The 23,175-nt window shown below is 67.4% G+C and carries 25 protein-coding genes and 1 tRNA gene; all 26 read left to right on the top strand.

Annotation, left to right across the window (positions count from 1 at the left end; genetic code table 11):
* Positions 1–85: 85 nt before the first annotated feature.
* Positions 86–403, top strand: a complete 318-nt coding sequence (locus H4F99_RS08620; RefSeq protein ID WP_182669326.1) for an FmdB family zinc ribbon protein — start codon at positions 86–88, stop codon at positions 401–403.
* A 354-nt stretch (positions 404–757) separates the two neighbouring features.
* The gene (gene aspS, locus H4F99_RS08615) at positions 758–2,524 is read left to right on the top strand and encodes an aspartate--tRNA ligase (RefSeq protein ID WP_182669325.1); all 1,767 of its coding nucleotides are present in this window, start codon (positions 758–760) and stop codon (positions 2,522–2,524) included.
* A gap of 170 nt (positions 2,525–2,694) precedes the next feature.
* On the top strand, positions 2,695–3,249 hold the full coding sequence (locus H4F99_RS08610) for a DUF3016 domain-containing protein (protein ID WP_182669324.1): 555 nt from the start codon (positions 2,695–2,697) through the stop codon (positions 3,247–3,249).
* 3 nt (positions 3,250–3,252) lie between these two features.
* The gene (locus H4F99_RS08605; RefSeq protein WP_182669323.1) at positions 3,253–3,879 is read left to right on the top strand and encodes an esterase/lipase family protein; all 627 of its coding nucleotides are present in this window, start codon (positions 3,253–3,255) and stop codon (positions 3,877–3,879) included.
* A 59-nt stretch (positions 3,880–3,938) separates the two neighbouring features.
* A complete protein-coding gene (locus tag H4F99_RS08600) occupies positions 3,939–4,679 on the top strand; it encodes a YebC/PmpR family DNA-binding transcriptional regulator (protein ID WP_182669322.1) in 741 nt (246 codons plus the stop codon).
* Between the two features lie 82 nt (positions 4,680–4,761).
* The gene (gene ruvC / locus H4F99_RS08595; protein WP_182669321.1) at positions 4,762–5,286 is read left to right on the top strand and encodes a crossover junction endodeoxyribonuclease RuvC; all 525 of its coding nucleotides are present in this window, start codon (positions 4,762–4,764) and stop codon (positions 5,284–5,286) included.
* Between the two features lie 37 nt (positions 5,287–5,323).
* Positions 5,324–5,914, top strand: coding sequence for a Holliday junction branch migration protein RuvA (gene ruvA, locus H4F99_RS08590; protein WP_182669320.1), 591 nt, complete (start codon positions 5,324–5,326; stop codon positions 5,912–5,914).
* A gap of 31 nt (positions 5,915–5,945) precedes the next feature.
* On the top strand, positions 5,946–7,868 hold the full coding sequence (locus tag H4F99_RS08585; protein WP_182669319.1) for a potassium transporter Kup: 1,923 nt from the start codon (positions 5,946–5,948) through the stop codon (positions 7,866–7,868).
* A gap of 58 nt (positions 7,869–7,926) precedes the next feature.
* Positions 7,927–8,973: a Holliday junction branch migration DNA helicase RuvB gene (gene ruvB, locus H4F99_RS08580; RefSeq protein WP_182669318.1), complete on the top strand. Its 1,047-nt coding sequence runs from the start codon at positions 7,927–7,929 to the stop codon at positions 8,971–8,973.
* On the top strand, positions 8,970–9,431 hold the full coding sequence (gene ybgC, locus H4F99_RS08575) for a tol-pal system-associated acyl-CoA thioesterase (RefSeq protein WP_182669317.1): 462 nt from the start codon (positions 8,970–8,972) through the stop codon (positions 9,429–9,431). The genes ruvB and ybgC overlap by 4 nt, the downstream gene beginning before the upstream one ends.
* 43 nt (positions 9,432–9,474) lie before the next feature.
* Positions 9,475–10,257 (top strand): protein TolQ, encoded by a 783-nt coding sequence (tolQ, locus tag H4F99_RS08570; protein WP_182669316.1) that lies wholly within the window; start codon positions 9,475–9,477, stop codon positions 10,255–10,257.
* Between the two features lie 51 nt (positions 10,258–10,308).
* Positions 10,309–10,743: an ExbD/TolR family protein gene (locus H4F99_RS08565; protein WP_182669315.1), complete on the top strand. Its 435-nt coding sequence runs from the start codon at positions 10,309–10,311 to the stop codon at positions 10,741–10,743.
* A complete protein-coding gene (gene tolA / locus H4F99_RS08560) occupies positions 10,744–11,700 on the top strand; it encodes a cell envelope integrity protein TolA (RefSeq protein WP_182669314.1) in 957 nt (318 codons plus the stop codon).
* An 83-nt stretch (positions 11,701–11,783) separates the two neighbouring features.
* Positions 11,784–13,100 (top strand): Tol-Pal system beta propeller repeat protein TolB, encoded by a 1,317-nt coding sequence (tolB, locus tag H4F99_RS08555; RefSeq protein ID WP_182669313.1) that lies wholly within the window; start codon positions 11,784–11,786, stop codon positions 13,098–13,100.
* Positions 13,101–13,258: 158 nt separating this feature from the next.
* Entirely contained in the window at positions 13,259–13,783 is a 525-nt protein-coding gene (pal, locus tag H4F99_RS08550) for a peptidoglycan-associated lipoprotein Pal (RefSeq protein ID WP_182669312.1), read from the top strand.
* Between the two features lie 14 nt (positions 13,784–13,797).
* A complete protein-coding gene (gene ybgF, locus H4F99_RS08545) occupies positions 13,798–14,589 on the top strand; it encodes a tol-pal system protein YbgF (protein ID WP_425488007.1) in 792 nt (263 codons plus the stop codon).
* Positions 14,590–14,627: 38 nt separating this feature from the next.
* Complete coding sequence (gene queE / locus H4F99_RS08540; RefSeq protein WP_182669311.1) at positions 14,628–15,305, top strand: 7-carboxy-7-deazaguanine synthase QueE; 678 nt, start codon at positions 14,628–14,630, stop codon at positions 15,303–15,305.
* A gap of 60 nt (positions 15,306–15,365) precedes the next feature.
* The gene (gene queC / locus H4F99_RS08535) at positions 15,366–16,061 is read left to right on the top strand and encodes a 7-cyano-7-deazaguanine synthase QueC (RefSeq protein ID WP_182669310.1); all 696 of its coding nucleotides are present in this window, start codon (positions 15,366–15,368) and stop codon (positions 16,059–16,061) included.
* A 92-nt stretch (positions 16,062–16,153) separates the two neighbouring features.
* Positions 16,154–16,229: transfer RNA gene (locus H4F99_RS08530), tRNA-Lys, on the top strand.
* Positions 16,230–16,314: 85 nt separating this feature from the next.
* A complete protein-coding gene (locus H4F99_RS08525) occupies positions 16,315–17,622 on the top strand; it encodes a tyrosine-type recombinase/integrase (protein WP_182669309.1) in 1,308 nt (435 codons plus the stop codon).
* A gap of 595 nt (positions 17,623–18,217) precedes the next feature.
* The gene (locus H4F99_RS14370; protein ID WP_220481088.1) at positions 18,218–18,772 is read left to right on the top strand and encodes a hypothetical protein; all 555 of its coding nucleotides are present in this window, start codon (positions 18,218–18,220) and stop codon (positions 18,770–18,772) included.
* A gap of 72 nt (positions 18,773–18,844) precedes the next feature.
* Entirely contained in the window at positions 18,845–19,597 is a 753-nt protein-coding gene (locus H4F99_RS08515; protein ID WP_182669308.1) for a hypothetical protein, read from the top strand.
* Between the two features lie 202 nt (positions 19,598–19,799).
* The gene (locus H4F99_RS08510) at positions 19,800–20,267 is read left to right on the top strand and encodes a hypothetical protein (RefSeq protein WP_182669307.1); all 468 of its coding nucleotides are present in this window, start codon (positions 19,800–19,802) and stop codon (positions 20,265–20,267) included.
* 389 nt (positions 20,268–20,656) lie between these two features.
* Positions 20,657–20,905, top strand: a complete 249-nt coding sequence (locus H4F99_RS08505; protein WP_182669306.1) for a type II toxin -antitoxin system TacA 1-like antitoxin — start codon at positions 20,657–20,659, stop codon at positions 20,903–20,905.
* The gene (locus H4F99_RS08500) at positions 20,895–21,335 is read left to right on the top strand and encodes a type II toxin-antitoxin system VapC family toxin (RefSeq protein ID WP_343064173.1); all 441 of its coding nucleotides are present in this window, start codon (positions 20,895–20,897) and stop codon (positions 21,333–21,335) included. The genes H4F99_RS08505 and H4F99_RS08500 overlap by 11 nt, the downstream gene beginning before the upstream one ends.
* 52 nt (positions 21,336–21,387) lie before the next feature.
* On the top strand, positions 21,388–23,169 hold the full coding sequence (locus H4F99_RS08495) for a site-specific DNA-methyltransferase (protein ID WP_182669305.1): 1,782 nt from the start codon (positions 21,388–21,390) through the stop codon (positions 23,167–23,169).
* The last annotated feature ends 6 nt before the right edge of the window (positions 23,170–23,175 follow it).

Raw genomic sequence — 23,175 nt, 5'->3', positions numbered from 1 at the left:
CAGGGAGGGCCTGCGCGCTTGATTCCGGGTCGGGTGTCCCCACACTGGCAGGCCCAGCCACACCGCAAGTTCCAGAGCCTGCGCCATGCCGATCTATGCCTTCGAATGCGCCGCCTGCGGCCATGCCTTCGACCGCCTGCAGAAGCTGTCCGACGCCGACCCGACCGAGTGCCCGGCCTGTGGCGCGTCGGCGGTGGGACGCAAGCTGACTGCACCGCAGTTTCGTCTGGCCGGCGGTGGCTGGTACGAAACCGATTTCAAGAAGGACGGCGACAAGAAACGCAACCTGGCCGGCGATGCCGGTGGCGGTGGCGACAAGGGCGCCGAGACGAAGAAGGCCGATGCCCCGGCGAAGTCCGACGCGAAGCCCGCGGCAGCCAAGACGGATACGAAGTCGGGATAGTTGCGGGCTTCGGACGGCGTAACGCATTGTCCCGGGCGGACGTTTTCGTTGTCTTCGGAGGGAGCGGCGCCCTGTCCGGGCATTGCTCCCCGGCTCGGTCGTATCCATCCATGGCCCGACTCGCCGCCGGCGGACGTCCTGTCCGCCTGTACGCAATGCCCGCTTCGCGCGCCGCCCTCTCCCGAAGTCTCGACCCGACACCGCCCCCAAGCGCCGCTCCCACCCTGAGCCTGGACGGATCGCCCCCGATTCACCCGCCGCCCGCCCCAAGGCGGCCAACCCGACCCAGGGCCCCTCGACCCGTTAAACTAGACGGCTTTCCGCGCCCACCCGCGGCCACCGTCCGGAGTTTCCATGCGTACCCACTTCTGCGGCCTGATCGACGCCTCGCTCATTGGCCAGACCGTCACCCTGTGCGGCTGGGCCGATGTCGCCCGCGACCTGGGTGGCCTGTGCTTCATCGACCTGCGCGACCATGAGGGCATCGTCCAGGTCGTCGCCGAGCCGGAGCAGGGCGTGGACGGCAATGCCGAGGTGATCGCGATGGCCGCCGATGTTGGCTACGAAGACTGCCTGCGCATCACCGGCGAAGTGCGTCGCCGCGAATCCCCGAACGCGAAGATTCCGACCGGCCAGGTCGAGGTCGTCGCGCGTCGCATCGAAGTGCTCAACAAGGCCGAGCCGCTGCCGTTCCACGCCCACGAGAACCCGGGCGAGGACATCCGCCTGAAGTACCGCTACCTCGACCTGCGCACCCCCGACATGCAGCGCAAGATGCGCACCCGCACGAAGCTCGTGCAGGCGCTGCGCCGCTGGCTGGACGCGCGTGGCTTCCAGGACATCGAGACGCCCATCCTGACCAAGGCCACGCCCGAGGGCGCGCGCGACTTCCTGGTGCCTGCACGCATGCACGAAGGCGAGTTCTACGCCCTGCCGCAGTCGCCGCAGCTTTTCAAGCAGATCCTGATGATGGCGGGCTTCGACCGCTACTACCAGATCGCGCGCTGTTTCCGCGACGAGGCCCTGCGTGCCGACCGCCAGCTGGAATTCACCCAGCTCGACATGGAATTCGCGTGGGTCGAGGAACGCGACGTCCAGGATGCCACCGAGACGATGATCCGCGACGTCTTCTCCGAGGTGATCGGCGTCGATCTCGGCGCGTTCCCGCGCATGACCTGGGCCGAGGCGATGCGCCGATATGGTTCAGACAAGCCCGACCTGCGCATCGACCTGGAGCTGGTCGACGTGGACGACGCGGTGAAGGGCTCGGAGTTCAAGGTGTTCACCGACTGGGCGGGCGTCGAAGGCGGCCGTGTCTGCGCCCTGCGCATCCCGGGCGGCGCATCGCTCAGCCGCAAGCAGATCGACGAGTACGCCGCGCACGCCGCGAAGTTCGGCGCCAAGGGCCTGGCCTACATCAAGCTGTCCGAAACGGGCGAGGTCTCCTCGCCGATCGCCAAGTTCTTCAGCGACGGGGCCTTCGCCGCGCTGCTTGCGCAGGTGTCCGCCGTCAATGGCGACATCGTGTTCTTCGGCGCCGGTGCGCGCGGGACCGTCAGCGATTTCATGGGCGCGCTGCGCCTGAAGGCCGGCAAGGACTTCGGCCTCGTCCAGGCCGGCTGGAAGCCGTTGTGGGTCACCGATTTCCCGATGTTCGAATGGGACGAGGAGGCGCAGCGCCACGTGGCTCTGCACCACCCGTTCACAGCGCCGGCGGTCGACAGCATCGATGACCTGCGCGCCAATGCCCGGACCGCGGTGAGCCGAGGCTACGACATGGTGCTCAACGGCAACGAGATCGGTGGCGGCTCCATCCGCATCCACCGTTCGGCCATGCAGTCCGCGGTGTTCGAACTGCTCGGCATCGGTGCGGAGGAGGCGGAGGCGAAGTTCGGCTTCCTGCTCGACGCGCTGAAGTACGGCGCGCCGCCGCACGGCGGCATCGCCTTCGGCATCGACCGTATTGCCGCGCTGATGGCCGGTACCGAATCGATCCGCGACGTCATTGCCTTCCCCAAGACCACTGGCGCGCAGTGCCTGATGACCGGTGCCCCCTCGCCGATCCCGGACGCGCAGCTGGCCGAGGTCCACGTGGCGGTCCGGGCGCAGCCCGAGCGCTGATCGCCGGATCGGGGCCGGGTTTGTCCGGTCCCTGATGGGGGTGCGCGCACGTCACGAGCCTGAACGGATCGCGCATGCCGTGCGCAGGGTGCGACGGATCGCCCCGGGTCGAACGTAGTGGGAGAATGAAGGCAGGGCGTTGTCGCCCGCCCCTCGACCGGAGGCCGTCCATGAAGATTCGAACCGTCCTTGCTGGCGCGATGCTGGCACTGCTCGTCGCAGGTCCCGCCGGGGCCGTGCGTACCGTGACCGACCCCGACCTGCCTCGCGAGCTCGAGACGACCGGACCGGTGCAGGTCAGTTGGGAAGACCCCTCGAGCTTCAGCGAACTGCGCGGCAGCGGCAACCGCTGGGAGGCCGAGCAGGGCGACTGGGTAAACGACCTGGCCGAATACCTCGCCGAGCGGGTCGGGCGCGTTCTCCCCGAGGGCCAGCGCGTCGCCATCCACATTACCGACATCGATCTCGCCGGCGACTACGAGCCCGGCCGCGGCATCGATGGCGACCGCATCCGCCTGCAGCGCGACATCTATCCGCCGCGGCTGCGTTTCGATTTCACCCGCACCGGCGCCGACGGGGACGTGATCGACCAGGGCGAGCGGAAGCTCAGCGACATGGCCTACCTGTCGCGCTCGAACCTGCGTTACCACAATGATGCGCTCGCCTACGAGAAGCGCATGATCGACGACTGGGTCGCGCGCGAAGTCGCCGCGGCAGGGCGCTGAGGCGTGGGGACTCCGGTCCGGCGGGTCGTCCTGCTGCACGGCCTGTGGATGCGGAGCTTCTCCATGCGCTGGCTGGGCGCGCGCCTGAAGGCGGCGGGGTTCCAGCCGGAGCTTTTCGACTATCCCAGCGTGACGCGATCGGCCGCCGATGCGCGGCCGAGGCTGGAAGCGTGCCTGGCCGGCTCGCCCTGCCATGTGCTGGCGCACAGCCTCGGTGGCGTGCTGGCGCTCGGCCTGATGCGGGACCGGCCCGGCCTGGGGGGAGGTCGCGTGGTCTGCCTCGGCTCGCCGCTGTGCGGGAGCGGCGTCGCCCGTGACGCCGGCACCCGCCCGCTCCGGCGTTTCACGGTGGGCGAGAGCGCGGCCGTGCTCGACGTCGGTTGCCCGGAGCTTCCGGTCGGGGTCGAGGTCGGCATGGTCGCCGGTGATCGTCCGCTCGGGCTGGGCCAGCTCTTTGGCCGGGTCGAGGGCCCGCATGACGGCACCGTGTCGCTGGCGGAAACCCGACCCCCCGGGCTGCAGGACCACGTCATCGTCCACGCCAGCCACTCCAGCCTGCTGCTGTCCCACGACGCTGCCCGCCAGGCCGTCCATTTCCTCGAGGAAGGGCGGTTCCTGCACGCGGCCTGAGCCTTGCCTATAATTGCGCACCGCAGCAAACCCCTGCCAGCAGGCATACCAGGAACGTCATGGCCGGTCATTCCAAATGGGCCAACATCCAGCATCGCAAGGGCGCCCAGGACGCCAAGCGCGGCAAGATGTTCACCAAGATCATCCGCGAGATCTCCGTGGCCGCGCGGGCGGGCGGCGGCGACCCCGGCAACAACCCGCGCCTGCGCACCGCGATCGACAAAGCGCTGGGCGCCAACATGAACAAGGACGTCGTCGAGCGCGCTATCAAGAAGGCGACCGGCGAGCTCGAGGGCGTCAATTACGAAGAGATCCGCTACGAGGGCTACGCCCCCGGTGGCGTCGCCGTGATCGTCGATTGCCTGACCGACAACAAGGTCCGCACCGTTGCGGACGTGCGCCATGCCTTCGGCAAGTTCGGCGGCAACCTCGGCACCGACGGCTCGGTTGCTTTCATGTTCCGCAAGCTGGGCGTGCTGAGCTTCGCGCCCGGCAGCGACGAGGATGCGGTCACCGAAGCGGCGATCGAGGCCGGCGCCGAGGACATCGTCGTCTATCCGGAAGACGGCTCGATCGACGTGCTGGCGCCGCCGGAGGCCTTCGACGACGTGAAGGCCGCAATGGCCTCGGCCGGTATCGAGCCGGCGCAGGCCGAAGTGACCTTCCGCGCCGACAACGACATCGCCGTCGAGGGCGACATGGCCCGGCAGGTCGCGAAACTGCTCGACTGGCTCGAAGACCTGGACGACGTGCAGAACGTCTATTCCAACGCCGACCTGGGCGAGGACGCCTACGCTTGAGGCGTAGGCTGCTGACCGTGCCACGTTCCCGCTACCTGCGACGCTTTGCCCGCCGCCCGTTCTATCCGGCGGAGGCCAGCGCGTGACCCGCATCCTCGGTATCGACCCCGGCTCGCAACGTACTGGCCTTGGGGTGATCGACGTGGGGGCCGACGGCCGTTGCCGCTACGTGCACGCCGGGGTGCTGAAACTGCTGGATGCCGAGGACTTCCCGTCCCGGCTCGGCCTGCTCTGCGAAGGGCTGGAAGCGGCGCTGGACGAATGGCAGCCGCAGCAGGTCGCCATCGAGACCGTGTTCATGGACAAGTCCGCCACGTCGGCCCTGAAACTGGGTCATGCGCGGGGCGCCGCACTGGCGACGGTCGTCCGCCGCCGGTTGCCGGTCAGCGAATACGCGCCGCGCGTGATCAAGCAGTCGCTTGTCGGCCGCGGTGCCGCCGACAAGCAGCAGGTACAGCACATGGTGCGCTTGCTGCTCAACCTGGGCGACGCGAAGCTGCAGGCCGATGCCGGCGATGCGCTGGCGATCGCGCTCACCCATGCGCACATGAGCGCCACCGCGGGCCGGACCGGCATCGCGGTCAACCAGTTGCGGAGGCGCACGTGAGCGCGCACGCTTCGACACGGGCAGGAGGGGGCTTGCCATGATCGGTCGCCTGAAAGGCATCCTGGTGCACAAGCAGCCGCCGTGGCTGGTGGTCGACGTCAATGGCGTCGGCTACGAGCTGGAGGCGCCGATGAGCACCTTCTACGACCTGCCCGACGTCGGGCGCGAGGTCGCGCTGTTCACCCACTACGCGCAGAAGGAAGACAGCGTCTCGCTGTACGGCTTCATGCGCGAGTCCGAGCGACGGCTGTTCCGGGACGTGCAGAAGGTCAGCGGCATCGGCGCGAAGATCGCGCTCGCGGTGCTGTCCGGCGTCAGCGTCGACGAGTTCGCGCGTCTGGTGCAGGCCAGCGACGTCACCGCGCTGACCCGCATCCCCGGCATCGGCAAGAAGACCGCCGAGCGCATGGTCGTCGAGCTGCGCGACCGCGCGGCGGACCTCGCCGGCGGCGGTGCGACCCTCGCGGGCGCCGGCCTTCCGGGCGATCCCCAGTCGGAGGCCGTGATCGCCCTGCAGCAGCTCGGCTACAAGCCCGCCGAGGCCGTGCGCATGGCCAAGGCTGCCACCGAGGCCGGCGACGATGCCGCCACCATCATCCGAAAGGCGCTAAAGTCCGCGCTCCGCTGAGCCGGCACGCCCTGTTTCCCGGAAATCCGCGATGGCCAATGTAGACAATCCGACTGGCGACGACGTGCAGCGACACGGCGGCGGGCACGGGCACGGCAATATCGGCCTGTTCGGCCTCGTCGTCGGGGCCATCGGCGTGGTGTTCGGCGACATCGGCACCAGCCCCCTCTACACCATCCGCGAAGCGTTCTCGCCGCACTACGGCCTGGTCGCCAACCACGACACCGTGCTCGGGGTCCTGTCGCTGGTGTTCTGGTCGCTGATGCTGGTGGTCACGCTCAAGTATGTGACCATCATCATGCGCGCGGACAACCACGGCGAGGGCGGCATCATGGCGCTGATGGCGCTGGCCCAGCGAAGCCTGCCCACCGGTTCGCGCTCGGCCTACCTGGTCGGCATCCTCGGCATTTTCGGGGCGTCCCTGTTCTTCGGCGACGGCGTGATCACGCCCGCGATCTCGGTCCTGTCGGCGGTCGAGGGCCTGGAGGTCGTGGCGCCGCAGTTGCACAACTGGATCGTCCCGATCTCGGTGGTGGTGCTGGCGGCGCTGTTCGCGACCCAGCGCTTCGGCACGGCGAAGGTCGGGAAGGTGTTCGGCCCGATCACCGGGACATGGTTCCTGGTGCTGGCCGTCCTGGGCGTGTTCAACATCACCCATGAGCCCGAGGTCCTGCACGCGATCAACCCGATGTGGGCGGTGCAGTTCTTCGCCAACCATGGCTGGCACGGGATCTTCATCCTCGGCGCGGTGGTGCTGGCGGTGACCGGCGGCGAAGCCATCTACACGGACATGGGCCATTTCGGCGCCAAGCCGATCCGCTACGCCTGGTATTTCTTCGTCCTGCCTGCCTTGATGATCAATTACCTGGGGCAGGGCGCGCTGGTGCTCGAAGACCCGGCGGCCATCCGCAACCCGTTCTACCTCGGTGTCCCCGAGTGGGGGCGTATCCCGATGATCGTGCTGGCGACCGCGGCGACGGTGATCGCATCGCAGGCGGTCATCACGGGCGGCTTCTCGGTCGCGCGGCAGGCGATGCAGCTGGGCTACATCCCGCGGATGAACATCAAGCACACCTCCAGCGAGACGATCGGGCAGATCTACATCCCCGCGATCAACTGGACGATGATGGTGGTCGTCATCGCGCTGGTGCTGGGCTTCGGCAGCTCGACCGCGCTCGCCACTGCCTACGGCATCTCGGTGTCGGCGACCATGCTGATCGACACGCTGCTGCTGGCCATCGTGGCCCGCGCGCTGTGGCCGCGCTGGCGCCTGTGGGTGCTCCCGTTGTGCGTGCCGTTCTTCTTCATCGACCTCGCCTTCCTCACCGCCAACGGCGCCAAGGTACTGGATGGCGGGTGGTTCCCGGTCGTGGTCGGCGTGGTGCTGTTCACCCTCCTGCGCACCTGGCGCCGCGGGCGCAAGCTGCTGCGCGACGAGATCCAGAAAGAAGGCATCCAGCTCGATACCTTCCTCCCGGGGCTGATGCTGGCGCCGCCGGTCAGGGTGCCGGGTACCGCGGTGTTCCTGACCGCGCAGAAGGGCGTGGTGCCGCACGCGATGCTGCACAACCTCAAGCACAACAAGGTGCTGCACGAGCGCAACGTGTTCCTGACCGTCGACACGCTGACCGTGCCCTACGCGCACAAGCGGTTGAAGATCGAGGCGATCGGCGACGACTTCTACCGCGTCGTGATCCGCTTCGGCTTCATGGAGACGCCGGACGTGCCGCTGGCGCTCATGCGGTCCTGCGACGAGGGCGGGGTCTATTTCGACCCGATGGACACGACCTACTTCTCCAGCCGCGAAACCATCGTCGCGATGCGCCGCCGGGGCATGCCGGTCTGGCGCGACAAGCTGTTCGCGCTGATGCACCGCAACGCCGCGCCGGCCACCGGATACTTCCACATCCCCGGCAACCGCCTGGTGGAACTCGGGGCCCAGGTGGAAATCTGAGGCTGGGCGACCTTCGTCAGGCTGGGCGGCGAGGGGGACCGCGTGCGACCATGACCGAATGACCGAAGAGCGCCTCATCGACGCCGGAGCCACCCGCGAGGACGACGCCTTGGAGGCATCGATCCGGCCCCAACGCCTGGACGAGTACCTGGGCCAGGCGCCGGTGCGCGAGCAGATGCAGATCTACATCGAGGCGGCCAAGGGCCGGGCCGAAGCGCTCGACCACGTGCTGATCTTCGGTCCGCCGGGGCTGGGCAAGACCACGCTGAGCCACGTCATCGCCAACGAGCTCGGGGTCAACCTGCGGGTCACTTCCGGGCCGGTGATCGAGAAGGCCGGCGACCTCGCGGCGCTGCTGACCAACCTCCAGCCGCACGACGTGCTCTTCGTCGACGAGATCCACCGCCTGTCGCCCGTCGTCGAGGAGGTGCTGTACCCGGCGATGGAGGATTTCCAGATCGACATCATGATCGGCGAAGGCCCGGCGGCGCGCTCGATCAAGCTGGACCTCCCGCCCTTCACCCTGATCGGCGCGACTACCCGCGCCGGCCTGCTGACCGCGCCGCTGCGCGACCGCTTCGGCATCGTCCAGCGGCTCGAGTTCTACGACACCGACGAGCTGACCCGGATCGTCCGGCGCTCGGCCCGCATCCTCGGCATCGACTGCGCCGCCGAGGGCGCTGCCGAGATCGCGCGCCGGTCGCGCGGCACGCCGCGCATCGCCAACCGCCTGCTGCGACGCGTGCGCGACTACGCCCAGGTCAAGGCGGGCGGGGCGATCACGCGCGAGGTCGCCGACGCGGCGACGGCGATGCTCAAGGTCGACCCGCAGGGCTTCGACGAACTCGACCGGCGCCTGATCGCCATGATCATCGAGAACTTCGACGGCGGCCCGGTTGGCGTGGAGTCGTTGGCCGCGGCCCTGAGCGAGGAACGCGGCACACTCGAGGACGTGGTCGAACCCTACCTGATCCAGCAGGGTTACCTGGTCCGCACCGCCCGCGGCCGGATGGCGACGAACCGCGCTTACCGGCACCTTGGGCTCAAGCCGCGCGCGGGTGCCGACGATCTTTTCGATGCGGAACGCGCAGGGCCGCCCGGATGAGGGCGGCGGCGCGCGGTCGCCCCCTGACTTCATCGGGCCTTAAACCAATGTTCAGCCTTCCGATCAGGATTTACTGGGAAGATACCGACGCGGGCGGGGTGGTGTACCACGCTCGCTACGTGGCCTACCTCGAGCGTGCGCGCAGCGAGTGGATGCGCACCCTGGGCTACCAGCAGGGCGGCATGCGTGAATCGCTCGGGCTGGTATTCGCGGTACGGGCCATGGAGCTGGATTTCCTCAAGCCCGCCAGGCTCGACGACGCCCTCGACGTCACGGTGGCACTGGCCGGGTGCCGGCGTGCCAGCGCGGTGTTCGCGCAGGAGGTCCGGCGCGGGGACGAGGTGCTGCTGACCGCGCGGGTGCGCGTCGCGGCGCTGGAGGCGGCCAGCTTCAGGCCCTGTGCGATCCCGGAAGGGCTCTACGCGCACCTGAAGTCGCTGGAAACGCAGGACAACTGATTCGCAACCGATTCACGCCCCGCGGGGCACGGAGAAAAATCGCATGATCCCAATGCCGAGCACGCTGCTGGCCACCGTCGTCGAACCGCTGCCGCAGGAGGCCGGCCAAGCCGTCGGCGATGCCCTCGGTCAGGCCAGCGAGCTGGCTGCCGCTTCGGGCGACTTCAGCATCCTCGAACTGATCCTGCACGCCAGCATCCCGGTGCAGCTGGTCATGCTGATCCTGGTGTTCGCGTCCGTCGCGTCCTGGGTCATCATTTTCCGGAAGAAGCGGGTACTCGACCGCGCCGAGCGCGAGGCGGAACAGTTCGAGGAGCGGTTCTGGTCCGGCACCGAGCTCAACAAGCTCTATGCCGGCGCGACCGAGCGCAATCGCGCGGTGGGCGGCATGGAGGCGATTTTCGAAGCCGGTTTCCGCGAGTTCGGTCGCCAGCGGCAGCGCCGCGGCATCGACAGCCGGACCCAGCTCGAGGGCGCGCAACGCGGCATGCGCGTCGCGGCCTCGCGCGAGCTCGATGACCTGGAGCAGAACCTCGAGTTCCTCGCGAACGTCGGTTCGATCTCGCCCTACATCGGCCTGTTCGGCACGGTGTGGGGGATCATGGTGTCGTTCCACGGCCTGGCCAACATGAAGGAGGCGACCATCGCCACCGTTGCGCCGGGCATCTCCGAGGCCCTGGTGGCGACCGCGATGGGCCTGTTCGCCGCGATCCCGGCGGTCTGGGCCTATAACCGCTATGCGACCAAGGTAGAGCGCATCGGCGGCCGCTACGACGCCTTCGCCGACGAATTCGCCTCCATCCTCGAACGCCAGGTGCAGGACTGACCCCGCAGTCGTCGTCCAGCCGTTGGGTCAACCGAACACGAGAGGAGCGCCATGTCCGGCATCGCCGCGCGACGCAAGCGCAAACGCAAACTGAAGGCCGAGATCAACGTCGTCCCCTATATCGACGTGATGCTCGTGCTGCTGATCATCTTCATGGTCACCACCCCGCTGATGAACCTCGGCACGGATATCGAACTGCCGGATGCCGAGGCGCGCTCGCTGAGCACGCCGAAGGATCCGGTCGTCGTCAGCGTGTACGCCGATGGCGGCCTCGCCCTGATGGTCGAGGGGCAGAACCAGAGCGTGACCGGGGAGGACCTGGAGGTCCGCCTCGCCGCGATCCACGCGCAGAATCCCGATGGCAGCGTGCTGGTCAACGGCGACCGTGCAGCCAGCTACCAGCACGTCATGTCGGCGATCGACCGCATCAACCGTGCCGGCGTGACCCGGGTCAGCCTGATCAGCCGCGGCGAGGACGGTCGCTAGATGCGGGAAACCCGGTCCGACACCACGATCGCCGTCGTCCTCGCGGTCGGCCTGCACGTCGTCCTCATGGTCCTGCTGCTGGTGGGGGCCTGGTGGACGCGGACGCCGCAGGTGCAGGCCGCGGGCGAGCCGATCGCGGCCGACGTGGTCGACGCCAACGCGTTGACGTCGAGCGTCCAGCGCGCGCTGGCCGAACGGCCGGAACCGGTGGAGGCGCCCCCGGAGCCGCCCGAACCGGTCGAACAGCCGACCACCCCGCCACCGCAGCCCCTGCCCGAGCCGGTACCGCAGGATGCGCCCAATCCGCCGCAGCCGACGCCGCAGGATTTCGTCATCGAGCCCGACGACGTCAACCAGGACGCGGTTACCGACCGCGAAGCCGCCCTGGCCGCTGAAGAGAATGCACGGATCCAGGAGGCCAAGCGCCGGCAGGACCAGATCGACCTGACCGAGCGCCAGCGCGAGCAGGAGGCCCAGCGGCAGCGCCGGCTGGCCGAGCAGCAGGCCGAGGCGGACCGCCAGGCAAAGCTCGCCGAGATCCGCCGCCAGCGCGAGGCCGCCCAGCGTGAGGTGGAGCTGGCCGAGCAGCGCGCCCGGCAGGTCGCGGATGCCCAGGCGCGCACCGCGTCGGCCGGGGCCGCCAGCGCGCCGCCGGGGCAGGGTGGCACCGACGACGGCCTGCTGGCGAAATACCAGTCGGCCCTGCAGCAGGCGATCCTGTCGAAATGGACGCGGCCCGAGACCGTGCCGATCGGCGCGCGCTGCCGCCTGACCATCCGACAGTCCCCGGGCGGCAATGTCATGAGCGTCGAGGTGGGGTCGCCCTGCGCCTATGATGAACAGGGGCAGCGTTCGATCGAAGCCGCGGTACTCAAGGCCCAGCCCTTGCCCTACGCCGGTTTCGAAAGCGTCTTCCAGCGCACCCTCACCATCAACTTCGAGGCACGCGACCGCTGATCCGTCGCTTCGTCCCTGTTCATCTTTGAGACGGCCTTAACGCCGAAGCTGTTAAGACTTCCAGACCCCAACCGGAATCGATCATGAAACGACCCCTGCGCTGGTTCGCCGCGTTGCTCGCTCTCGTGCTGCCGTTCGCCGCTTCCGCCCAGCAGGGGCTGGAGTTCGACATCGTGGGCGGCAATGCCGCCGCGCTGCCGATCGCGGTGGTGCCGATGCCGTACCATGGCAGCGGAGCGACCCCGGAAACCGACATCGCCGCGGTGGTCGCCGCCGACCTCAACCGCTCTGGTCAGTTCCGCAGCCTGCCGGACGCGCAGGTCGTCGAGCGCCCCTCGCGTGGCAGCGAAGTCAACTATCCCACGTGGCGCGCCCTCAACCAGGACTACCTGCTGGTCGGCCGGGTACTGGATGCCTCCGCCGGAGGCTACCGCGTCGAGTACGAGCTGTTCGACGTCGCCACCCAGGAGCGTCTGCTCGGCTTCGCCCTGACCGCCCGCGCCGGCGCGATGCGCGACGTGGCCCACCAGGTCGCCGATGCGGTGTACGAGAAGATCCTGGGCGTGCCCGGCGCCTTCTTCACCCGCATCGCCTACGTGACCGCCACCGGCACCGGCCAGTCCACCCAGTACGCGCTCCTGGTCGCCGACTCCGACGGCTTCAACCCGCAGACCGTCGTCCGCTCCTCCGAGCCCCTGCTTTCGCTGTCCTGGAGCCCCGACGGCGATCGCCTTGCCTACGTGTCGTTCGAAGGCGGCAATTCCTCCATCTACATCCAGACCATCAGCTCGGGCAGCCGGGAGATGATCGCGAAGTTCCGCGGCATCAACGGCTCCCCGGCGTTCTCGCCGGACGGCCGTCGCCTCGCCCTGACCCTGTCCAAGTCCGGCAACCCGGAGATCTACGTCATGGACCTGGGCAGCCGTGCCCTGACCCAGCTGACCGACCACTTCGGCATCGACACCGAGCCGACCTGGTCCGCGGACGGCGCCAGCATCTATTTCACCTCCGACCGGGGCGGCCGTCCCCAGATCTACCAGGTGCCCGCGACCGGCGGCGGTGCCACCCGGGTCACGTTCGAGGGCAATTACAACGCCAGCGCCGACGTCTCGTTCGACGGCAAGAAGCTGGTCACGGCCCAGGGCAGCGGCAACACCTACCGGATCGCCTTGCGCGACAGCAGCCTGGGCTCCCCCCGCTGGACCACCCTGTCGCCCGGCTCGCTGGACGAGTCGCCCAGCTTTGCCCCCAATGCCAGCATGATCCTTTATGCTGCGCGGGAAGGCCGGAAAGGGGTGCTGTATGCCGTCTCTGCCGACGCCCGGGTGCGCCAGCGCCTGGTGCTGTCGGACGGTGACGTGCGCGAACCGGCCTGGGGACCCTACCGCTTGAAGCGCTGATATCCCTTTTTACCCGACGTGCACGGGCACTGATGCATGAATGGAAGGAAGCATGCGCCCCGGAGGAGTACCGGGTCTCGATACAAGAAGCACACACGTACTTGATAGCAGTCCCATTCGCAGTTTGATCTGTCCCACGCTAAAGACGAGGAACACCAATGAACAGCATCACCCCGGCCACCCTTGGCAAGACCCTCCTGGCCGTCGCCCTCTGCACGACCGTCGTCGCATGCTCCAGCAACAAGAAGAAGGAAGAGGTCCCGCCGCAGGTCCCGACGACCACCACCCCGACCGCCCCGGTGCAGTCGAACGTGTATTCGCCGGAAGACCTGGACACCGACGCCTGCCTGCGCCAGCGCACCGTCTACTTCGACCTCGACCAGGACAGCCTGCGTCCGGAGTTCCAGGCCATCGTCAGCTGCCACGCCAAGTACCTGCGTGACCGTCCGACCTCGCGCATGACCCTGGAAGGCAACGCCGACGAGCGCGGCAGCCGCGACTACAACGTCGGCCTCGGCGAGCGCCGCGGCAACGCCGTGTCCTCGGCCCTGCAGGCCAGCGGCGGCAACGGCAGCCAGACCACCGTGGTCAGCTACGGCGAAGAGCGCCCGGTCTGCACCGACTCGAGCGAGGACTGCTGGGCGAAGAACCGTCGCGTCGAGATCGTTTACACCGCCAAGTGATGCGGTACGTGTCGATGCGTCCGTTGATCGCATGCATGGCACTCGCGGCGGCCCTGGTGGCCGCCGCACCCGTGCACGCGCAGCGCATGAGCCTGTCGGACCGGGTGACCGCGCTGGAAGCCCGCGCCAATGACAACCAGGCCAGCATCGAGCTGTTGAACCAGGTCAACCAGCTCAAGGCCGAGGTCCAGGCCCTGCGGTCGCAGGTGGAGGAGCTCAACCACCAGATGCAGCGCCAGCAGGAGTCCGGCAAGGCGCAGTACATGGACCTGGACAGCCGCCTCAACCGCCTGGAGGGTGGCGAGGCAGCCCCCGTGGAGGCCGGCGTCCCGTCGGCTTCCGTGGGCGCGACCGCACCGGCGGTCCGCGATACCCCGCCTGCCGTCTACGGCGACGCGGGCACCCTGGCGATGGGGGCGGACGAACAGACCGCCTACGACGCGGCCTTCGATGCCCTGAAGGCCGGCAGCTACGACGACTCCGCCAACCTCTTCCAGGCCTTCCTGGTCGAGTACCCCGATGGCGCCTATGCGCCCAATGCCCTGTACTGGCTCGGCGAGAGTTATTACGTCACCCGCAACTATCCCCTGGCGATGACCCAGTTCCAGGCCCTCCTGGACCGCTATCCGACCCATGACAAGGCGCCCGGTGCCTTGCTGAAGCTGGGGCTTTCCCAGTACGGCCTGGAGCGCGTCGACGAGGCCGAAGCCACGCTGGGCACGGTGACGCAGCGCTATCCGGGCACCGATGCCGCGCGCACCGCCGCCGATCGACTCAGCGCCATCCAGCTCAACCGCCTCCGCTGACCCGCGCGGCCGTCGGCCCGCTCCGGTAAAATCCGCGCATGAATGCACTGAGCGCCGACGCGGCCGCCGTGGCGCCGGACCGGCTGCGGATCACCGAGATCTTCCTTTCGCTGCAGGGCGAATCCCGCAGCATCGGGTGGCCGACCGTGTTCGTGCGCCTGACCGGCTGTCCGTTGCGCTGCCAGTACTGCGATACCGCGTACGCCTTCCACGGCGGTGACTGGTGGACCTTCGACGACATCCTGTCCGAAGTTGAACGGCAGGGTGCCCGCCATGTCTGCGTGACCGGCGGCGAGCCGCTGGCGCAGAAGCGTTGCGTGGGCCTGCTGTCCCGCCTGTGCGACGCGGGATATGACGTGTCGCTGGAGACCTCCGGTGCGCTGGACATCGGCGGCGTGGACCTGCGCGTGTCGCGGGTCCTCGACATCAAGACCCCCGGCTCGGCGGAAGTCCATCGCAACCTCTGGTCGAATATCGGGCTGCTGACGCCGCGCGACCAGGTGAAGTTCGTCATCTGTTCGCGCGAGGACTACGACTGGGCCGTCGCCAAGCTGTCGGAGTACCGGCTGGTCGATCGCTGCGACGTACTGTTCTCGCCGAGCTTCCAGCAGGTCGACCCGCGCGCGCTGGCGGACTGGATCGTCGCAGACCGCCTGCCCGTCCGCTTCCAACTGCAACTGCACAAGCTCTTATGGGACGACGCGCCGGGGCGTTGATCGCTTCCAGCACTTGATGTCGTCCCCGAACGCCCTTCGCCCAGGAACCGCCGTACCGCCATGAAGAAAGCCGTCGTCCTCGTGTCCGGAGGCATGGACTCCGCCGTCGTCATCGCCATCGCCCGCGAGCGGGGGTTCGACGTCCATGCGCTCAGCGTCCGCTACGGGCAGCGCCACACGTCCGAGCTGGACGCGGCCGACCGCGTGGCCCAAGCGTTGGGCGTGGCCGCGCACAAGACGGTGGACGTGGACCTGCGCGCGATCGGCGGCTCCGCGCTGACCGACGACATCGACGTGCCGACCGATGCCGACGGCCACCCGGTCGGCGAGGATGCCCCGGCCGGCCACATCCCGGTGACCTACGTGCCGGCGCGCAACACCATCATGCTGTCGATGGCGCTGGGCTGGGCCGAAGTGCTCGGCGCCGCGGACATCTTCTGCGGCGTCAACGCCGTCGACTACTCCGGCTACCCGGACTGTCGGCCCGAGTTCGTCGAGGCCTTCCAGGCGCTGGCGAACCTCGCGACCAAGGCCGGCGTGGAAGGCGCCGGCATCCGCGTGCATGCGCCGCTGCAGCACATGGGCAAGGCCGACATCGTCCGCGAGGGCCTGCGCCTGGGCGTGGATTTCGGCCTGACCGTGTCGTGCTACCAGGCCGATGCCGACGGCCGTGCCTGTGGACACTGCGACGCCTGCCGCCTGCGGGCCGACGGCTTCCGCGCTGCCGGTGCGGCCGACCCGACCCGATACGCGTGACCGCCATGGGTATGCCGCGCCCACGTCCCATGCGCTAGAATGCACGCCCCCGGCGCAAGGCCGGGGCAGGGCGCCATCGCCCAGGCAGCACCGGGTCGTTAGCTCAGTCGGTAGAGCATCGGACTTTTAATCCGCTGGTCGATGGTTCGAATCCATCACGACCCACCAATACAATCAGTGACTTGCGCGAAGTCTCGGGATTCGAGAAACGCCATCGGTACAGTTTCGGTACACCACCGAGGCGCAGCGACCGATGGCGACGATCCGCAAGACACCCTCCGGCACCTGGAAAGCGCTCATCCGCAAGAAGGGCTGGCCGACCAGTGCCAAGACCTTCCGCACCAAGCGCGACGCCGAGGACTGGGCGCGGCGCGCAGAGGACGAAATGGTGCGCGGGGTGTACATCGACCGCTCGCGCTCGGAGCGCATGAGCTTCGCCGATGCGCTCGACCGCTACCTGTCCGAGGTGCTGCCGACCAAGAAGCCGAGTACGCAGCGCTCGGAGGCGCCCCGCGCCGAACGGCTGCGCGAATTCTTTGGCGCGTACTCGCTGGCGGCGATCACGCCGGACCTTGTCGCGCGCTACCGCGACGAGCGTCTGGTCACTCCCGGGCAGCGCGTGCACCGGGTCGCCGGCAAGGTGACGCCACTGAGCCCGAACACCGTGCGCCTGGAGCTGGCGCTGTTGAGCCACCTGTTCAACACCGCCATCCGCGAATGGCGGCTCGGGCTAGTCCACAACCCCGTGGCCGGCATCCGCAAGCCGCCGCCGGGAGAGGGTCGGTCCCGGCGCCTGCTGGCGAACGAGGAAGCGCGGCTGCAGGCGGCCGTCAGCGCCCATTCCAACCCGATGCTGTGCTGGATCTTCAATCTTGCGCTGGAAACCGGCATGCGCTCGGGGGAGATCCTCGGCCTGCGCCCGCACCAGGTGGACTTGGCGCGCCGCGTTGTGCGGTTGTCCGTCACCAAGAACGACAGCGCTCGGACCGTGCCACTGACCCAACGCGCAACCCAGGTTCTCCGTGCAGCGCTGGCCAATCCGACGCGGCCGAAGGAGTGCGACTTGGTGTTCTTTGGCGAACCCGGGAAGGACGGCAAGCGACGACCCTATGCCTTCACCAAAGCCTGGAACGACACCAAGCTGGCGCTGGGCCTGGCCGACCTGCACTTCCACGACCTGCGGCACGAAGCGGTCAGCCGGCTGGTGGAAGCCGGCTTCAGCGATCAGGAGGTCTCGGCGATCAGCGGCCACAAGTCCATGCAGATGCTCAAGCGCTATACGCACCTACGCGCGGAGGACCTGGTAGGCCGCCTGGACCGCGTGCAGCGGAAGCTGCCGGGCGGAGGTGGCGGCGACCACCTCCTCCAGTTCGGGCCAGAGGTCCACGCTGGCGAAGTCGAAGCTGACCGCACCGGGGCGCAGCCGGGCATGAGCCCAGAGGTCCGGAAGGTCGAGCAGCAGGCGGTCCGCGGGCGCGTCAGTACGGTTGCCCGTAGTGACCTGCGCGGCCAGCGCCGCGCCGGCCTGCAGCCAGGGAGCGCCCGGCGCGGCGGGGCCTGACCAGTCCTCGCCCTGCGAGCTGCGCAGCGCGATGCGGTCCCGGTTGATGTCCACCGCAAGCAGTGACTCCGGGCGGGTCACTACGCCGGCCGGCACGCACAGGTTTTCCAGCAGAGACAACCGTGCCGGCGTGGTGGCTTCGATGGCCTCGCTTCGCCGACGGCCATACATCCTTGCGACGCTTTGGCTGGTCGCCAGCGCCTTCGCGCGCTCGAATCCTTGCGGCTGGCGCAGCTCGGGATACTTGATCGACAGGGCCCGTAGAAGAGCGTCCCGGCCCGGTGCCTGGCGGCGGCGGAGCTGCTGCAGCGTCGCGTAATCGTTCTGCTTTCGGTTGCGGCTGACGTGCGCGTTGCAGAACCGCTGACTGGCTCCTTCCACACGGATGCGAAGCCCGTCCTGCAGTGGCCAGTGGTGCAGACGGGCACGTAGGCCGACCAAATCGACGCTCAGCACCTGCGCCGCAAAAGCTTCCGTGAATTCTCCGCAGAGCTTGCAGTACAGGCGATCGAAGTCCGGCCCAACATGGCAGCCGGGCGCGAAGCCTTCTTCGTCCTGGCCGCGCAGCCAGAGGGTCGCGCGGCGATAGTGCGGCTTGGACATGCTTGCAGAACCTGATCGGGATGACCCGATCTTGCTGGTGGCAAGTCTCGACAACCGGGACAAGCTTGGCAATCGCATGCACGTCGCTGTGACTGATCTGCAGCAGCGGAAGCTGTCAAGCGGGCAGCTATCAAGTGGGCAAGCGATCAAGCTGGCATGCCTTCATGCCTTCATGCCTTCATGCCTTCATGCCTTCATGCCGTCGTGCCGCAATGCCGCAATGCCGCAATGCCGCAATGACAGCTTGTTGACTTTTTCGCATCGCGTCGCCTTATCCGAGGCAATACGTTGTTGCTCGACGCAAACCAGCGCCGACAACAACGCAACCGATATGAATACAGCCGAACACATGATCGAACGCTACGGCGAGCTGATGACCTACGAACAGCTTGCCGGCGTTCTCAAGCGCAGCGAATCGGGCCTTCGGGTGACGATGGCCAGGCGGACTTCCAGTGCCGCGCAGGTGCTCGACAACGCGCGTATCCGCATCGGGCGACGGGTCTACTTCCGCACCCACCAGATCGCCGAACTGATCGACAACTCCTGACCAATGGGTGCGTCCAGACAGGCCAGGAATGGTGGCAGCTGGGAACGCGGTCAGGCGATCCTTCGGCACCGCGTGGAGCGTGACTTCACGATCATTCCGAACGCCGTGATCCGCGACCAGAGGCTGGGCTTCAAGGAGTTCGGCGTGCTCGCCTTCCTGCTGCATCTGCCGCCCGATTTCCGCGTCACCATCGAGTGGATTTCGCGCCAGAAGTGCACGGGGAAGTACGCCATCCGGGCGGCGATCCAGCAGCTGCAGGCGCTCGGTTACATGGGTATCGATGCGCACCGGGATGACCGCGGACGTTTCCTGCACTGGGTCTGGTGGGTCACCGACCGCCCCGAGCCCGCGAAGTGTGAAGCCCATCCAGTTTCCGGTTTTCCACAAGTGGGAAATCCACAAGTGGAAAACCGCACGCTACTAAGTACTAACAAGCACCAAGAACTATCTGGAACAACTACTACCGCGCCGCTGGCGTGGCCGCGAGGGCTGCCAGAGGCCGAGCAGGTAGTAGTCGAAAGCCTGATCGAAGGATTGGAGCAGGGCGCCGCCCAGGCGGTGCTGGACGAGCTGGCAGGGCTGATGGCCGCCAACAGGGTCAAGTCGTCGCGTATCGCGCTCCTGAGGGCGCTGGTGGCGCGTGCAAGGGAAGGGACGTTCGTTCCTGCGCAAGGCCACGCGGTGGCCGCCAGGCGCGCCCAGGAGGCCGAGGAAGGCCGAAAGCGGAGCGAGGCGAAGGCGCGGCGACCGCAGCGCAGTCCCGAACTGGCCAAGGCGAAGCTCGCCGAGATCGCGGCGGCGCTGCGAAGCCCTGGTTCGTTGTAGGCGGGCAAAAGGTCGGAAATGGAGAGGAGATGATGGACGGCAAGATAAAAGTGTGTGTGTATGAATCGCGCAAGTTGTTGGCACCAAAGCAGAAATCCTGCTGCATACCATCGGGGGCGTGTTGCAATCCGACACATGCCCGAATGGGCCTGATCCGGCTGCCAATCGGAGCTTCGCCGGCGACAGTGGTGGGGGTAGCGCCATGAGCGCAGCGGCCGGGGCGGCAAACCTCCACACCCGCATCGACGCGCGGTTGATGGAGGTCGTCCGACGGGAGGCCGACCAGCGGAACGTTTCAGTACGGGCCGTCGTCGAGGCGGCCGTGAGGGAGCGCTACGACCCCGTGGCGGCGCAGCGGCAGGACGCCGCGTTGCTGGCGGAAGTGCGGGCGCTGCGCCGCGAGGTGGGGCAGGTGAACTTCGCCAATCGCGTGATGGTGGAACTGACCACGCTCACCACCAGGAACCTGTTCCAGCGGCTGCCATCGCCCACCGAGGAATCACGCGCGGCCGGCAACGGCTTCTACAATGCGCTGATTGCCAGCGTCGAGAAGGTGCTGGTCCAGGACCGGCCGCTGCTCGACAAGCTCGCCGCGTCGATGATCGATGGCGACGCCGAATTTGACATGGTCGAAGACGCGGGCGGGTCGGATTCCGATCCGTGGGCGTGACGAGGTTTCCGCGCCGGTTGGAGCATGAGAATGGCAGCGCCGGCGGTATCCGGACGGCCGGGATAGGGTCACGCCGGTGGCCGCGATTCGGTCACGGATGCGACACGACTGCCGACCAGGGTATGCAAGGGGCGACGATGCGAACCGAGGCCGAAGAACTATTCCTGCTGGCGCGCATCCATGCCGTCCTCTCCGGAAGCCCCTCGGCCGAACCCCTGACTTGGCCCGAGCGCGGCTTCCTGTTCGACCGGATGGCGGCGGCCTGTGAGGCAGTACAGGCCATGACCCCGGGGGAGCGTCAGGCCTGCTCGCTGGCCTTCCGCCAACGCTTCGCCCCGGCTGGCGATTCGGCTTTCGGTACGGTACGCTGCCGTACAAGGAGGCCCGACATGACTGCCATCGCCGACCGCCTCGACCTGCGCCTGAGCGTCGAGGACAAGAACCGCCTGCGTCGCGCCGCCGAGCTGCATGGCCTGCCGGTGGCCACCTTCGTGCGCGAAGCCGCACTGCGCGAGGCCGAGACCACCATCGCCCATCCGCCCAAGGCCCGCAGCGGCAGCCTGGCTGCCCGCCTGCGCGGCCGCGCGACGGCGCGGATGGGCACCGACGAGATCATGAAGCTGACTCGTGGCGACTGACCCGCCCGCCTCGATGCCGGCCGCGGGCCGGCGCGTGCTGGTGGACGCAAACGTCCTGCTGGACGTGCTGACGGACGATCCGGACTGGTATGAATGGTCGGCGGCGCAGCTGGATGCCTGTGCCGACGGCGCGGAGCTGTGCATCAACCCCATCATCTATGCCGAGGTCTCGGTCGGCTTCGAGCGCATCGAGGAGCTGGACGCGGCCCTGCCGGCCAATGCCTTTACCCGGCTGGAGCTGCCGTGGGAGGCCGGCTTCCTCGCCGGCAAGGCTTTCCTGCAGTACCGCCGTGCCAAGGGCGCGCGCACCTCGCCTCTACCGGACTTCTACATCGGCGCCCATGCCGCCATCGATGGCATGGCGCTGCTGACGCGGGATGCGAAGCGCTACCGCACGTATTATCCGAAGCTTGAACTCATCTGCCCGTAACCCGGGCCATGCCAGCCGATCCCGCATCGGCACGATCCACCAGGGGACCGCAATGCCGGAGCTGCACTTCAAGGGCAAGGAATTCGTCTACAACCACCACTTGACCGTGCCGTTCCGGCCGCTGGTGCCGGATGCGAAGAAGTCCTGCGGCGACGATCCTGAAAACCTGATCATCCAAGGCGACAACCTGCACGCGCTCAAGAGCCTGCTGCCGCGCTACGCCGGCAAGGTGGACCTGGTGTTCATCGACCCGCCCTACAACACCGGCAACGAGGGCTGGGCCTACAACGACAACGTCAACAGCCCGCTGATCAAGGACTGGCTGAGCGGCAACCCGGTCAACGGCGAGGACATGCTGCGCCACGACAAGTGGCTTTGCATGATGTGGCCGCGGTTGAAGCTGCTGCATGAGTTGTTGAGCGACGACGGAACTATCGCCCTAACCATTGACAACAACGAAGATCATCGATTGCGAGCCGTTCTCGATGAAATATTTGGCGAGAAGCGATTCATCGCCAACATCGTGTGGCAGTCGAAGGACACGCCAGGAAACAATAGTTCCGGCATGGCCGAGACGCACAATCACGTGCTTATCTACTCGAAGTCCGAAACCTTCCAAGGGGCTTTGCTGGAAAGGAGCGAAGAACAAGTAGAGACATATACGAATCCAGATAAAGACAGACGAGGCCCTTGGCTTGCTGCGCCGTTGACGCGGGCAGAGCATCGTGACCGCGACTACTACGCGTTAAGCAATAAAGTCGGCAAGGACGTGTTCCCTCCTAAAGGTAGTAGCTGGCGTCGGCCACCAGACAAGATGAAGTGGCTCGCAAAGGAAGATCGAATTTGGTGGGGCGTGAAGGGCGACGCCGAGTTTCCGATGGAAAAGAAGTTCCTGAGCGAGGCCAAGTCCGGCGTAGTCAATCAAACATGGTGGCCTTATGAGTTCGCCGGAAGCACCAGAAACGCGGGCGCAGAATTGAAGGCTATCTTTGATGGCGCGAGGCCCTTCGACACGCCCAAGCCGACCAAGCTAATTCAGCGTTTAATGGAGCTTACGACTGAAGTGGATGCACTCATCCTCGACTCCTTCGCGGGGTCCGGTACCACTGCACACGCCGTGCTGGCGCAAAACGCCAAGGACGGCGGCAACCGCAAGTTCATCCTGGTCGAATGCGAGAACTACGCCGACACGCTGACCGCAGAGCGCGTGCGCCGGGTGATCAACGGTTACAAATACACCGGCACCCAGCGCGAGGAGCTGCTGCGCCAGAAGCTGACGTTCTCGCAGCTCAAGAAGGCCAACCAGTTGTTGGACCAGGTGGCGCTGATCGAGCAGCAGAACGAGGGCCGCTTCGACAAGGTCAAGGCCACGGTCAAGGACGGCGAACTGGTCGTCAGCGGCGAGAAGGCTGTCGCGAAGAAGACCGACGGCCTGGGCGGCGGCTTTACCTACTGCACGCTGGGCGACAAACTGGAGCTGGACGATCTTCTGACAGGCAAGTCGCTACCGTCGTTCGCGGCCTTTGGCGGATACCTGTTCCATACCGCCACCGGCCAGCCGCTCGATCCGGCCAAGGTGCGCGAGGCCGACGGTTACCTGGGCGAAAGCGCGCAGTATCACGTCTGGCTGGTCTACCGGCCCGATCTGGACTTCCTGAAATCGCGCGAGGCCGCGCTGACCCTGTCGCTGGCCGAGACCATTGCCGCGACGGCGAGCGACAAACCGCACCTGGTGTTCGCGCCAGCCCGCTTCGTGCCGCAGAAGAAGCTGCTGGAGCTGGGCGTGGAGCATGCGCCGCTGCCGTATGCGCTGTACCGCATCGAGAAAGGCTGATCACGC

Source organism: Marilutibacter penaei (assembly GCF_014145395.1).
GTDB lineage: Bacteria > Pseudomonadota > Gammaproteobacteria > Xanthomonadales > Xanthomonadaceae > Marilutibacter > Marilutibacter penaei.
Note: the sequence above shows the minus strand (reverse complement) of the source record. Positions and strands in the feature narration are given on the sequence as shown.

Coding starts and splice junctions, on each gene's coding strand:
- H4F99_RS08505 (WP_182669306.1), top strand. CDS start 20,657: ATGACTGCCATCGCCGACCGCCTCGACCTGCGCCTGAGCGTCGAGGAC.
- H4F99_RS08620 (WP_182669326.1), top strand. CDS start 86: ATGCCGATCTATGCCTTCGAATGCGCCGCCTGCGGCCATGCCTTCGAC.
- queC (WP_182669310.1), top strand. CDS start 15,366: ATGAAGAAAGCCGTCGTCCTCGTGTCCGGAGGCATGGACTCCGCCGTC.
- aspS (WP_182669325.1), top strand. CDS start 758: ATGCGTACCCACTTCTGCGGCCTGATCGACGCCTCGCTCATTGGCCAG.
- H4F99_RS08600 (WP_182669322.1), top strand. CDS start 3,939: ATGGCCGGTCATTCCAAATGGGCCAACATCCAGCATCGCAAGGGCGCC.
- tolQ (WP_182669316.1), top strand. CDS start 9,475: ATGATCCCAATGCCGAGCACGCTGCTGGCCACCGTCGTCGAACCGCTG.
- H4F99_RS08495 (WP_182669305.1), top strand. CDS start 21,388: ATGCCGGAGCTGCACTTCAAGGGCAAGGAATTCGTCTACAACCACCAC.
- pal (WP_182669312.1), top strand. CDS start 13,259: ATGAACAGCATCACCCCGGCCACCCTTGGCAAGACCCTCCTGGCCGTC.
- H4F99_RS08565 (WP_182669315.1), top strand. CDS start 10,309: ATGTCCGGCATCGCCGCGCGACGCAAGCGCAAACGCAAACTGAAGGCC.
- tolB (WP_182669313.1), top strand. CDS start 11,784: ATGAAACGACCCCTGCGCTGGTTCGCCGCGTTGCTCGCTCTCGTGCTG.
- H4F99_RS08525 (WP_182669309.1), top strand. CDS start 16,315: ATGGCGACGATCCGCAAGACACCCTCCGGCACCTGGAAAGCGCTCATC.
- ruvB (WP_182669318.1), top strand. CDS start 7,927: ATGACCGAAGAGCGCCTCATCGACGCCGGAGCCACCCGCGAGGACGAC.
- H4F99_RS08610 (WP_182669324.1), top strand. CDS start 2,695: ATGAAGATTCGAACCGTCCTTGCTGGCGCGATGCTGGCACTGCTCGTC.
- H4F99_RS08585 (WP_182669319.1), top strand. CDS start 5,946: ATGGCCAATGTAGACAATCCGACTGGCGACGACGTGCAGCGACACGGC.
- H4F99_RS08510 (WP_182669307.1), top strand. CDS start 19,800: ATGAGCGCAGCGGCCGGGGCGGCAAACCTCCACACCCGCATCGACGCG.
- tolA (WP_182669314.1), top strand. CDS start 10,744: ATGCGGGAAACCCGGTCCGACACCACGATCGCCGTCGTCCTCGCGGTC.
- queE (WP_182669311.1), top strand. CDS start 14,628: ATGAATGCACTGAGCGCCGACGCGGCCGCCGTGGCGCCGGACCGGCTG.
- ruvA (WP_182669320.1), top strand. CDS start 5,324: ATGATCGGTCGCCTGAAAGGCATCCTGGTGCACAAGCAGCCGCCGTGG.
- ybgC (WP_182669317.1), top strand. CDS start 8,970: ATGAGGGCGGCGGCGCGCGGTCGCCCCCTGACTTCATCGGGCCTTAAA.
- ybgF (WP_425488007.1), top strand. CDS start 13,798: ATGCGTCCGTTGATCGCATGCATGGCACTCGCGGCGGCCCTGGTGGCC.